The organism is Curtobacterium sp. MCPF17_011, assembly GCF_003234145.1.
In the GTDB taxonomy this organism is placed as follows: Bacteria; Actinomycetota; Actinomycetes; order Actinomycetales; family Microbacteriaceae; genus Curtobacterium.
Window position 1 is genome coordinate 257670 of record NZ_QKSK01000003.1, and the last position, 12568, is coordinate 270237.

Here is a 12568-nt window from a genome sequence, read left to right on the forward strand (position 1 = left end):
CGTGCGTCGGTGACGCTGGTGCCTACGCGCGGTGCGCGGGCGAATGACCCGAGTCGTGGGTCGGCGCGTCCGGCTCGGCCGGAGCCGCATGCGACCCGTGGTGGGCGCCGCGGTCGTCCGTCGGGGCCGACGACCCGTGCTGCGCGGCCGGCTGCATGCGCTCGAGCTTGGCGCCCTCGACGTCGACGTCCGGCAGGATCCGGTCGAGCCACTTCGGGATCCACCAGGCGCTCTTGCCGAGCAGGTGCATCACGGCCGGGATGAGCAGCATGCGGACCACGAACGCGTCGAGCAGGACACCGAACGCCAGGCCGAAGCCGATCGGCTTGATGGTCGACGACTCCGAGAAGATGAAACCGGCGAAGACCGAGATCATGATGATCGCGGCCGCCGTGACCACCGCCCGGCCGGCGTGCAGACCGCGCTGGACCGCGACCTTCGCGCTGGCGCCGTGCGCGTACGCCTCACGCATGCCGGAGACCAGGAACAGCTGGTAGTCCATCGCGAGACCGAACAGGATGCCGATCTCGATGATGGGCAGGAAGCTCAGGATCGGTGCCGGGTCGTGCACGCCGAACACGCTGCCGAGCCAGCCGAACTGGTAGATCGCGGTCAGACCACCGAACGAGGCGAGCACCGACAGGATGAACCCCGCGGTCGCCGTGATCGGGACCAGGAACGACCGGAACACGATGATCAGGATGATCAGCGACAGTCCGACCACGACCGCCAGGTAGAGCGGCAGCACGTTCGCGAGCTTCTCGGACACGTCGATGTTGGCGCTGGCGTTGCCGGCGACGCCGAGCTCCACCCGTCCGTCGTCGGTCGAGACGCTCTGGGTGCGGAGGTCCTTGACGAGCTCCTCGGTGGAGACGCTGTCCGGACCGCCGTCCGGCTTCACCTGGAAGGCGATGATCGTGCGGTCCTTCGACGCGCCGATGGGCAGGACCGCGTCGACGTCGCCGTTCTTCGCGAGCGCTTGGCCGATGGTCACCTCGGTGCCGGTGACGTCGTCCTCGCTGATGGCCTTCGGCAGGGTGGCGACGACGAGCAGCGGGCCGTTCTGGCCGGCGCCGAACTCCTTCTCGAGTGTCTTGTACGCCTTGTACTGGCTGGACTCGACGGCCTCGGACGAACCCGACGGCAGGCCGAGGCGCATCTGCGTCGCGGGCAGTGCGATCGTGCCGAGGACGGCGACGCCCGCGACCAGGGTGATCACGGCACGCCAGGTCGACATCGGCTTGTTCGGCACCTGGACCGAGCCGGTGTGCCCGATCTGCTGACGCTCCTTCTTCCGGAGGATCCGGAAGCCGAGCAGCGACAGCAGTGCCGGCGTGAACGAGGTCGCGATGAGGATGGCGAACAGGACCGCCACCGCACCGACCGTGCCCATCAGGCCGAGGAACGGGATGCCGGTGATGTTCAGCGCGAGCAGCGCGACGATGACCGTCGTGCCGGCGAAGACCACGGCGTTGCCGGAGGTACCGTTCGCGAGCCCGATCGACTCGTGCACGCCCATGCCCTGCTTCAGCTGGGTCCGGTGGCGGTTGAGGATGAACAGCGAGTAGTCGATCCCGACCGCCAAGCCGAGCATCACCCCGAGCACCGGCGTGACCGAGATGAACTCGACCAGGTCGGAGAAGGACAGTGAGGCGAGGGTCGCGACGCCGACACCGAGCACGGCGCTGAGCAGCGGGATCGCGGCGCCGATGACCGTTCGGAGCATGAGGAACAGCACGAGGGCGGCGATGATGACGCCGATGATCTCGCCCGGTCCGAGGATCGAGGGCACGCCCTGCGCGATGTCGTTCGACACGAAGACGTCGACGCCGCTGATCTTCGCGGCATCGGCACGGTCCGAGATCTCCTGCTTCGTGGTCTGCGGCACCTCGTAGGTCGACTTGGTGAACTGCACCGTGCCGATGGCCGCGGAGTCGTTCGACGAGACGAACCGGATGTCCTTCGACAGGTCGAGCAGGTCGGAGCCCTGTTCGAGGTCGCGTTCGCTGTCCTCGAGCTTCTGCGTGTTCTGGTCGATGGTCTTCTGGGCGTCGGCGATCTGCTGCTCACCCGCGGTCAGCTGCTGCTTCTGGGCGTCGATCTGCGCCTGCGCCTGCGTGAGCTGCTGCTGGCCGGCCTGCGCCTGTGCCTGTGCTGCGGCGCTGGCGGCCGCGGCGGCTCCCGCGGCCTGTGCCTGGACCTGTGCCTGCGCCTTCTGTGCGTCGAGCTGGGCCTGGGCGTCCGCGATCTGCTGCTGGCCGGACGCGAGCTGGGCCTTCTGGGCGTCGAGCTCCTTCTGTCCGTCCTCCAGCTCCTGACGGCCGTCCGCGATCTCCTTGCGACCGTCGACGATCTTCTGCCGCTGGTCGTCGAGCCGCTGCTGGGTGGCGAACCCGTCGGTGGTGCCCTTGACGCCGGGCAGGTCCTCGAGGTCGGTGAGGAACGACTTGACCTCGTCCTGCTGGCTGTCGGTGAAGGCCTTGCCGTCGGTCGTCTGGAAGACCAGCGTGCCGTTGCCGCCGTTCGCGCTCGGGAACTTGTCGGCCAGCTCGTCCTGTACCTGGCTGGTCTTCGTGCCGGGGATCGTGATCGAGGACGAGATGGTGCCCGAGAACAGGCTGAAGGTGACACCGGCGATCGCCATGAGGACGATCCAGGCGATGATCACCGTCCAGTGTCGGCGGGCCGCGAAGCGACCGAGGCGGTAGAGGAGACCGGCCATGCTGGGCCCCGTTCCTTTCGTCGTGGGTGTGCTGTCGAACGGGGTGCGCCGGTGGACCCCAGGGAGGACGTCGATGTGGTCAGTGGTCGGGCAGGTACCCGCTGCGGACGCTGTGCACGAGCCGTCCGAGCAGGGCGTCCCAGTCGTCCCGGGCCTGTTCGTCCAGGCGGGGGCCGGTGGTCACCAACCAGTGCTCGGCGATGACGACGATGCCGCTCATCAGCGAGTCCACCAGGAGTGCGGTGTCCAGGGCATCAGCTGCGGGGTGCCGTCGGGCCACCTCGCTCCGGAGGCGCCCGGTGACCCGGGCGAACGCGGTCTGTGTGAGGGCAGCCGCCTTCGGGTCGTCCTCCTCCGGCTCGCCGAGGATCCGGTGCAGCCGGACGATGGCGCCGGCGAGGTCGGTACCGCGGGCGGCGGACTCGAGTTCGTCGAACATCGCTGCGCGTGAGCCGTCCCCCATCGGGGTGTTCGCGATCTCCGCGAGGAACCGGTCGATGATCACCGACAGGGCTTCCTCGCACACGGACAGGCGGATCTCGTCGAGCGAGGCGAAGTGGTTGAAGACCGTGCGGCGGGCGACGTCGGCGCGGGCCGCGAGCTCGTCGACGCTGAACTCCCCGCGCTCCTCGATCAGATCGCGGGCAGCCTGCAGGATCGCTTCCCGGTGTCGCGCCTTGAGGGCAGCACGGCGGTCGGGTAAGAGGGTCACGAGAAGACACTAGGTGCAACGATGCACTGGGTGCATCCAGACCGGGGTGATCCACAGGTTCGACCCTCGATGGCCGAGCACGAGGCTCGCCGAGGTGTGGATGAAAACACATGATCGCGGATCCGTCCACCCCCTGGTCGGGGGCGTGTGGATCCGTACCCTGGAACAGCTGGCCCAGCCCCCGTCAGCCACATCGAGCACTGTTGACTCCGGTTCGATGCGCACGACACAGCCTCAGGAAGGCACCCGTGTTCCAAGTCGACAGTTCCCATCTCGCCCCTGCTCCCGTCTCCGACCGCTCGCTCGGTCTCCCGGAGTGGTCCGCGGGCCTCCGCGTCCGGCGCCTCCGCTCCTCGCCGTTGGCACAGGACCTGGGCGAGTCCTGCTTCCGCGGAGTGGGCGGGTACCACCCGACGGCACTCCGAGGGGTGGCGTAGCCGTGGGACGGAACTCGATCAGCGCGCGGTCGACCGGGACGCAGTGGTTGCTGTCGGTCGGGAAGACGCCGTTGATCCGGGTGGACACCCGTGCGGAAGCCGAGGAGTCGGGTCGACGACTCGCCGAGGTCCTGGGGATCGGGTTCGAGACGACCAACGGGCTGGACTGACCGCGTGCTCCGGCTCAGACGGGCGGGAGCGTCGCCGTGGACGGCGTGTTCTCGCGACGGAGTGCATCGGCGAGACGTGCGGCGAAGCGCCCGACGACGGCGGCTTCGTCGTCGCTGAGTTCGTCGATCACGGCCGTGACGGGCGTGTGGATGTGACCGTAGGCCCTCGCGAGGTCGGCACTCGCCGTGGCGGTCGGGACGAGCACCACGCGCCGGCGGTCGTGCACATGGGGACGGCGCTCGACGCGGCCGTCCCGGAAGAGGCGGTCCACGAGTTTCGTGACTCCCGCCGTGGACAAGCGGAGTCTGAGCGCGAGGTCGGTCGGGCTGAGGAACCGTTCGATCCGGCCTGCGTCGACGAGGTGCATCAGTGCCAAGGCGTCGATCGGGCGCATCTGCAGCGCGCGGAGGGCGCCTTCGTCGGCGTCGTGGACGCTGTCGCTCAGCGACTGCAGACTCGCGAGCGCTGCCGCACCGGCAGCGGTCCGCGGCTGCGCGGCGTAGAGGTGCTGCGAACTGCTGGTCCTGTCGTCGGTACCCATCGGCACACCGCCCTCGTCGTTCCGTCGATGCTCCCACCGGTCCCTGGGAAGTGGAACTGGGTTGGTAATCAGCGACGCGAGACAAGTGTGGACCGCAACGATGCCGCCGGGGTCCGGTGGCACAGAATGTGAAGGAGACACCCATGTCGAACACGGCAGGAAACCCCGCACGACACGACAACGTCGTCCGTCGCACTTGGAACGAGACGAAGTCCGCACTGAAGACCACGGAGTTCTACGCGTGGATCGTGGTGTCGCTCGCCATCCTCATCGCGTCGGCGGTCGTCGACAACGCCGACGAGGGCCACACCGGTTTCGGTGCCGACCAGGCCTGGTTCTACGTCGCGCTCGTGACGATGGCCTACATCCTCAGCCGCGGCATCGCCAAGGCCGGCGTGCGCAAGCCCGAGGACGACGACGACCGTCGCGACGGCAACGGGCGCTCCAACTGACCTGACGTCGCCCGCCGTTCCCGGTCCTCGGCCGGGAGGGGCGCACCGGCGAGCTGATGCTCGTGAACCCGGATCTGGTGCTCCGGGCAACGGGCCGTTCCGATCCCATCCGGAACGGCCCGTTCTCATGCCCGCCATGTATCGATACACAAATCGCTTGCCTTCCGGCCTCCGACCCGCTTAGCGTGACGGTGCCGACCCCCGTCGAGGGGCCGGGAGGGTGGACGACGACGTCTGCCTCGCCAGTCCCCGACGACGGTGTTGGAGCAGATGACGATGAGAACGACCAGACGTGGACGCGCGTTCGCGGCCATCACGACGGCGGCAGCGGTGGTGGCGGCGATCGCGTCGCCCGCCCTCACCGCGACGGCGGCAGCGCAGCCGCCACAGCCCCTCGTCGTCGGCGCGGAACGACTTCCCGGCGGAGCCGGCGCCGCCGGCACGACGGACCTGACCGCGCAGGGTGGGCTCGACTGGGTGCACGCCGACGGGGGTGCGACCGAGACGAAGCGGGACCGCATCGACGCGATGACGCTGGCGAGCCTCCGTCCCGAGACACCGACGGTCGCGCTCTCCGACAGCCCGGTCGCCTTCGCGTGGTCCGACGGAGCGCGGCAGGAGACCGCGACGGGGGTGACCACCGGAGCCGTGTACCGCTACGACCTGACCACGGTCGGCGACGCCACGCAGCACGACGCGGGCTTCCGCCTCACCGTGCCGAGCGGCCAGGGTACCCGCCAGCTGACCCTGGTCGGCGGGATCTGGCAGGCCGACGCCGACCTGACCGTCGCGACCACCGACGGCGCCACCGTCCAGACCAGCCGGTTGTCGGCCGGTGGGTCCGCCGCGGTCCAGCGCACCACCGTGACCATGCGGCCGGGGGAGGGCGCGGTCGTCACCGCGACCCTGCGGACGATCACCGGGCGGGACGGCAACGTCTCGTTCATGGGCGCGGCCTTGCGCTCGCTGGACGACGGGCCGCAGCTGACGGCGGGACCGACACCGCAGCGGCTCGACCTCACGGCTGCCGGCACCAGCGACTGGCTGCACCTCGACGGTGCCACCGTGGACCGGGCTCGGGACGGCGACGGCTCCCTGGGCGTGGTGAACCGTGACCCGGCGGGCACGATCAAGCAGCAGGGCGACAACCCGACGACGTACAGCTGGACGAACGGCGTCCCGACGGCGACGCAGGACGGTACCCGGACCGGTGGCGTCTTCCTCGCTCCGGGCGACGACGCCACGAAGCCGTCCGGCTGGGACCTCACCGTGCGGGCTGACCGGGCACCGCGGACCCTGCAGTTCGTCGCCGGTGTCTGGCAGGCCAGCGCCAGGCTGAGCGTCACCCTCGATGACACGGCCGAGCCCGTCCTCACCGACACCGGACTGACGGCGGGCGGCTCCGCGGTGAGCCACCTGTACACGCTGACGATCCCGGCGGGGGCCGCGGCACGCGTCAGCGCGCAGCTCACCGCGACGACGGAGTCCGGCGGGAACGGGAACGTCACCCTGGCCGGGGTCGCCCTCGCGCCGCAGGACCACCGGGCGGAACTGACCGGACTGGTGCAGCAGGCGCGCGCGGTCGACCTGGCCACCGCCGACGAGCCGAGCGTCGCGCAGCTCGAGGCGGAGACCGCGACGGCCTCGGCGCTGCTCGACGACGCCGGCTCGAGCGACGCCGACGTCCAGAGTGCGACGCACCTGCTCCGCGCGGCGTTGGCCGCCGTCACCGCGAGTGCGAGTGGTGCCCGGTACACCTGGCAGAGCCACCCCGGGCTCACGAGCTCGTTCGGGTGGGAGGGGGACGTGGACGCTCCGATCGCGTTCATCGACGGCAGCTACCGCCTCCGTGACCACGGCGACACGATGATCACCTTCGGCGTGCCGGACATCCCGGGCAAGATCAGCTGGGAGAACGCGGAGGGCTACCTGCCGGCGTTCGTCAGCCGCTACGCCAAGGCCGGGCTCGACATCTCGGTGCAGAGCTTCGCGGACGAGGTCACCGTGGGCGGCAACCGGTACGAGGTCGCGTACTCGCGGATGACCGTGACGAACACGACGGACACCGCCGCCACGCTGCCCCGGGTCTCGTCCGCGCTGGTGCCGCTCGACGGCTCCAGCCGCGCCACGACCGTCGACCCGGGTGCCACCGTCGTCCGCGACTACGCCGTCGGAGCAGACCGGTTCGGCGGCACGTACGCCTGGCCCACCGACGCGCAGATCGCCGGGCTCGGCAGCTACGACGACCACTACGCCCACATGCGGACCTACTGGAACGACCGGCTCGCCACCGTCGCCGACATCACGGCGCTGCCGGACCCGGGCCTCATCGACGCCTACAAGGCCGGCTACATCTACACGCTGATCATCCGGGACGACGTCGACGGGCAGAAGCAGCTGCACGTGGGCGAGAACGGGTACGACGAGATGTTCGACCACGACACGATCGGCATCGTCTCGAACCTGCTCAACATGGGTGACTTCGCGTACGCGAAGGACTACCTCGCGACGCTGCCCGCCGAGCTGCAGTACCAGGACGCCAAGTGGAAGTACAGCGCGCCGTACGCGATGTACCTCGAGCGGACCGGGGACGACACCTTCGTCCGCGACCACTTCGCCACGATCCGGGAGAACACCCACACGATCGCCAGCGACCGTGAGGACGACGGCACCGGGATCATCAAGATCACCAACGCCATCGACTCCGACGGCCACTGGACGGTCGACAACTGGTCGGCGCTCTACGGCCTGTCGACCTACCGCTACCTCGCGGAGCGGCTGGGCGACGACGCCGAGGCGAGCTGGGCGCAGTCCGAGTACGACAGCCTGATGGCGGCGGCGAACGCACGACTCGACGCGACCCGCAGCGAGTTCGGCATCGACTACATGCCGATGGCGATGGACGAGCCGAACGAGACCGGCCCCCGGAGCGACCCGCGGGACGCGAACTGGGCGTCGATGTTCCTGTTCGGCGGTTGGGCGTGGGACAGCTACCTCTACGACATGCCGCAGTCCGGCACGATGCTCGACAGCATCGACGAGACCTACGCCTACGGCATCGACCGACGGAAGGACGTGTCGGACTCCCCGGCGAACTTCGGCGGGTACCCGCACGGCTACTACTCCAGCGCGTACAACGCCGGGTACGGCGGGGCGGCACTGCGCGGCGAGGACCACCGCGACATCGGGATCAAGGCCTACCAGTTCATGATCGAGCACTCCCAGAGCGGCCCGTTCGGCTGGTGGGAGGGCGTGGACCAACCGAAGGCCGACTCCCCGTGGGACATCGACCACGCGTCCGGCGGCGGCGGGTCCGACCAGCACATGTGGGGCCAGGCGATGGGCACGAAGGTCCTGTTCGACTCGCTCCTCTCGCTGAAGTCCGACGGCTCGCTCATCGTCGGCCGCGGAGTCCCGGCCGACTGGGTCTCCACGGGCAAGCAGGTCGCGCTCGACCGCTTCCCGGTGCAGGACGGCGGTCGTGTCGGGTACGCCATGACCGCCGACGACGACTCCGTGCACCTGACGTTCTCGGGCGACCTGGACCGTGTCCCGAGCATCAGCGTGCAACTCCTCGCCCTCGAGGGGAACATCGCCAGCGTCGACGTCCCGGGCGCGACGGTCGACCGGGCAGCCGGCACGGTCACGCTGCCGAAGGGCACGGAGTCCGTCACGATCGGTCTCGGAGAAGCCACCGTGACACCGGCCCCCACGGCGACCGAGCTGCCGACCATCTCGGGTCAGCCGACCGTGGGCAGCACCCTCACCGCGCACCCCGGTACGTGGTCGACCGACGGGCTGACGTTCCGGTACCAGTGGCTCCGTGACGGCGAGCCGGTCGCCGCGGCGCGGGCGCGGGCGGCGTCGTCGCCGGCGACCTACCTGGTCGCCGCGGCCGACGCCGGTCACCGGATCGCGGTCCGGGTCACCGCGTCGCGTCCCGGCTCCGAGGACGGCACCGCGACCTCGCGGTCGGTCACGATCACCCGAGCGACGGACGGCGCCGGTGCCGGTGGTGGTGGCGCCGGTGCCGGTGGTGGTGGCGCCGGCGGCGGCGCCGGCGGCGGTACCGACCCGGGCGCGGGCAACGGGACCGGCCCGGGTGCCGGCACGGGTGGCGGCACGGTCCCCGACGGGAGGCCCGGATCACTGGCCTTCACGGGGAGCGACCTCCTGGTGCCCCTGTCGGTGCTCGCAGCCGTCCTGCTGGCCGCCGGTCTGACGGCGGCCGTGGTCCGACGGCGCCGGATGAGCGGTGAGGGCGCCACCCCGGGCAGCGGGGACGAGTGACGACCGGCCGCCGGACCGACGGTCCGGCGGCAGGTGCCGCTCCGGCACGCGGTACAGCCCACGGGGGACCGGCAGGCGGCCCGCACTATCGTGGGAAGGTGCCGGACCGGACGAGGGTGACGATGGCCGACGTGGCACGTGCTGCGGGCGTGTCCGTGATGACGGTCTCCTACGCCTACAGCGCCCCGCACCGGGTCTCCCCGGGGACCCGGGCCCGCGTCGAGACCTCCGCGACGGCCCTCGGGTACGCCGGACCGAACCCGGCCGCCCGCTCCCTGCGCCAGGGTCGGAGCAACAGCATCGCCGTCGTCGTCGGCGAGGGGCTGACCTACGCCTTCGACGACCCGGAGTCGAGCCGGTTCCTGGCCGGCGTCGCGTCGGTGTGCGTCGAGTTCCAGCAGAGCCTGACCCTGGTGCCGGTGAACGGTGACGCCCGGGACGCCGATCGGATCCGTGAGTCCGCCGCCGACGCCTTCGTCCTCTGGACCGGCGTGTCCGACGGACCCCTGCTCGACGCCGTCGTCGCCTCCGGGCGGCGGGTCGCGATCCAGGGCGCCGAGCCGGACTCGCTCCGAGCGCGGCCCGATGTCGACCAGGTCGCGGGTCGGGTGCACGTCGTCACGATCGACGACCGGTCAGCGGCGGCAGCGGTCGCCACCGCCACCTTCGCCGGCGCCGCACGTCCGGCCGTCGTCAGCTTCGCCCTCGAGGACGAGCAGGAGGCCACGGTGGTCCACGGTCCCGCCCTCGACGACGTCCGGTTCCCCGGGGCCCGTCAGCGGCTCCGCGGCTACCGGGACGCGGTCGAGGCCGCGGGACACCGCTGGGCCGACGTCCCCGTCGCGGTCGTCGGACGGAACCACCGCCAGGACGCCCGACCCGTCATCGAGGAACTGCTCGGCGGTGCCGACGCCCAGGAGTCCGCGCCGGACGCCGTCGTCGCGATGAGCGACCAACTCGCCCTCGCGGTGCTCGACGTCCTCACCGAGACCGGCCGGAGCACACCGGGGGACGTCGCGGTGAGCGGCTGGGACGACTCCCCGGAGGCTGCGCAGCACGGGCTGACGAGCGTGCACCAGGCGCTCGAGGAGCAGGGCACCCAGTGCGCCCTGCTCGCGCTCGGACAGGTGACCGAGGCGCCCACTGCTCCCTGGTCGCTGGCCCTGCGGACCACCACCCGGCCGGAGCGACCGTGAGGCGTTCCGTCGCGCTCGCCGTCGTCACGGGGCTCGCGCTCGGTCTGCCGTTCGGCGTCGCCGGGTGCCAGCCGACAGCCACGGCGCCGGTGGGTGTCGCGGACCGGACGCCGAGCGCGAGTGCCTCGCCGGCGCCGGCAGCCACCATGAGTGCCGCGACCAGGCGGGCGTTCGACGGGCTCGAGGGCGCGCACGACGCCCGCCTCGGTGTCGTCGCGATCGACACCGGCAGCGGGGCCACGGTCACGCACCGGGCCGGGGAGCGCTTCGCGTTCGCATCGGCGGCGAAGGTGTTCATCGCCGCGACCGTGCTCGACGACGCGTCACCCGCCGACCTCGACGCCGTCGTGCCGATCGAGCAGCGCGACCTGCTCTCGTACGCCCCGGTGACCTCGCAGCACGTCGGCTCGGGCATGACCGTCCGCGCGCTCCTCGACGCGATGCTCCGCTCCAGTGACAACACGGCCGCGAACCTGCTCGTCGCGCGGGTCGGCGGCCCGTCGGTCGTGCAGCAGTGGCTCCGCGGGATCGGTGACCAGGTGACACAGGTCGTCCGGATCGAGCCGGACCTCAACGAGGCCACCCCGGGCGACGACCGTGACACGACCACGCCGGCCCAGTTCGCCGCGGACCTGCGGACGGTCCTGCTCGGCGACGCCCTGCAGCCGGACGACCGGGAGCTGCTCGTCGACACGATGGCGGGCACCACCACCGGCGACGCGACGATCCGCGCCGGGGTGCCGACGGGCTGGACCGTCGCGGACAAGACCGGCACCGGCTCCCACGGGGTGCGGAACGACGTCGGGATCGTCACACCACCCGGCGGGGCCCCGATCGTCCTCGTCGTGATGACCAGCCGGTCGACGGCGGACGCCGAGCCGGACGACGCGCTCGTCGCCGCGGCCACCCGGACGGCCGTCGCGGCGCTGCACGGCTGACGCCGACGCGCGGGCGCGCGCGGACGACACAACGGGAGGCTCCCCACCAGCTGGTGGGGAGCCTCCCGTCCGACGTCCGGTTGCGTCAGGAGACCGGCTTGCTGTCGTCGATCCAGCCCGCGAGCTTCGTCATGTAGTCGGCCTGCGAGGCGTAGTCGAGGGCGGGGAAGGTCCAGCTGTGAACCTGGCCGGCCTCGAGGGCCGCGTTGCCCGCGAACGTCGGCTGCTTCTCGAGGTCCGAGACCTGGTACCCCTGCTGCGACAGCAGGATCATGTCGCCCGAGATCTGGCCCGCGTTCTCCCAGCTGTAGATGCCCCAGTACCAGCCCTTCGGCTTCGGGACGACGAAGTCGACGCCGAAGTCGGTGTACATCTGCAGCGTCGGCTCGTCGGACGGGCGGGTGACGTAGGCGCCGTCGCCGTCCGCGTACATCGAGACGATGGAGAGGTCGTTCTCCTGCACTGCCTTCTGCAGGGCGCCCTTGGCGGTGTCGAAGTCCTGCTCGGCGGCCTCGACCGTGTCTTCCTTCGCCCCGAGCGACTCGGCCAGGTCGGCGATGTGCTCGATGACGTCCTCGCCCTCGCCGCCCCACTTCACCTGGGCGATCGGTGCGATGGACGCGACCTGCTCCTCCTGCTCCTTGTCCTTGAAGCCGTAGGCCGGCTGCGTGGTGTCGAGCGTGCCCTTCGCGTCCGTCGGGTAGACCGAGGTGACGACGAGGTCGGGCTTCAGGGCCGCGAGCTTCTCGAGGTCGATGTCGCCGTAGCCGGTGCCGAGCTGGGTGATGCCCTTCGTGGCCAGGCCCTCGAAGCGCTGGTCCTTCGCCATGGTCAGCTGTCCGAAGGTGCCGACCGGGCGCAGTCCGTACTCGATGAACGAGATCGCGATGTCGTTGAGGACCACGACGCGCTTCGGGGTGTGGTCGACCTTGACGGTCGCTCCGGTGGCGTCCTCGTACGACCAGGCGCGGGAGGACGCGCTCGTGCGGTCGCCGGCGTCGTCGGATCCACCGGTGCTCGAGCAGCCGGTGAGGATGAGGGCCGTCGCGGTGACGGCGGTCAGGAGGGCGGCACGGACCGTGCCGCGGCGGGGAGTGTTCACGTTAGGT

General features: G+C 70.9%; 9 protein-coding genes. 5 read left to right on the forward strand and 4 right to left on the reverse strand.

What is annotated here, in order from left to right:
* Positions 1–22: 22 nt before the first annotated feature.
* Together DEJ25_RS05665 and DEJ25_RS05670 are read right to left on the reverse strand one after the other, a co-directional pair.
* Positions 23–2722: an MMPL family transporter gene (locus tag DEJ25_RS05665; RefSeq protein WP_111044043.1), complete on the reverse strand. Its 2700-nt coding sequence runs from the start codon at positions 2720–2722 to the stop codon at positions 23–25.
* Positions 2723–2801: 79 nt separating this feature from the next.
* Positions 2802–3434: a TetR/AcrR family transcriptional regulator gene (locus DEJ25_RS05670; RefSeq protein WP_111044044.1), complete on the reverse strand. Its 633-nt coding sequence runs from the start codon at positions 3432–3434 to the stop codon at positions 2802–2804.
* A 439-nt stretch (positions 3435–3873) separates the two neighbouring features.
* On the opposite strand from DEJ25_RS05670, the gene DEJ25_RS16595 reads away from it, so the two are divergent.
* Positions 3874–4041, forward strand: coding sequence for a hypothetical protein (locus DEJ25_RS16595; protein WP_181421628.1), 168 nt, complete (start codon positions 3874–3876; stop codon positions 4039–4041).
* Positions 4042–4055: 14 nt separating this feature from the next.
* Here DEJ25_RS16595 and DEJ25_RS05680 read toward each other — a convergent pair whose 3' ends face one another.
* Positions 4056–4583: a MarR family winged helix-turn-helix transcriptional regulator gene (locus DEJ25_RS05680; RefSeq protein WP_110904326.1), complete on the reverse strand. Its 528-nt coding sequence runs from the start codon at positions 4581–4583 to the stop codon at positions 4056–4058.
* Positions 4584–4726: 143 nt separating this feature from the next.
* Between DEJ25_RS05680 and DEJ25_RS05685 the strand changes: the two genes are divergently transcribed.
* The 4 genes from DEJ25_RS05685 to bla all read left to right on the forward strand — a co-directional run bounded on the left by DEJ25_RS05685 (position 4727) and on the right by bla (position 11459).
* Positions 4727–5035, forward strand: a complete 309-nt coding sequence (locus DEJ25_RS05685) for a hypothetical protein (RefSeq protein ID WP_110904327.1) — start codon at positions 4727–4729, stop codon at positions 5033–5035.
* Positions 5036–5311: 276 nt separating this feature from the next.
* A complete protein-coding gene (locus tag DEJ25_RS05690; protein WP_181427355.1) occupies positions 5312–9325 on the forward strand; it encodes a sugar-binding protein in 4014 nt (1337 codons plus the stop codon).
* 131 nt (positions 9326–9456) lie between these two features.
* Positions 9457–10521 carry a LacI family DNA-binding transcriptional regulator gene (locus DEJ25_RS05700; RefSeq protein ID WP_220033172.1) on the forward strand — a complete coding sequence of 355 codons (1065 nt, stop codon included), beginning with the start codon at positions 9457–9459 and terminating at the stop codon, positions 10519–10521.
* Entirely contained in the window at positions 10518–11459 is a 942-nt protein-coding gene (bla, locus tag DEJ25_RS05705) for a class A beta-lactamase (protein WP_110904329.1), read from the forward strand. Before DEJ25_RS05700 ends, bla begins: the two co-directional genes overlap by 4 nt.
* Before the next feature lie 85 nt (positions 11460–11544).
* Here the strand turns inward: bla and DEJ25_RS05710 are convergent, their stop codons facing one another.
* Positions 11545–12561 (reverse strand): ABC transporter substrate-binding protein, encoded by a 1017-nt coding sequence (locus tag DEJ25_RS05710; RefSeq protein ID WP_111044046.1) that lies wholly within the window; start codon positions 12559–12561, stop codon positions 11545–11547.
* Positions 12562–12568 lie beyond the last annotated feature (7 nt).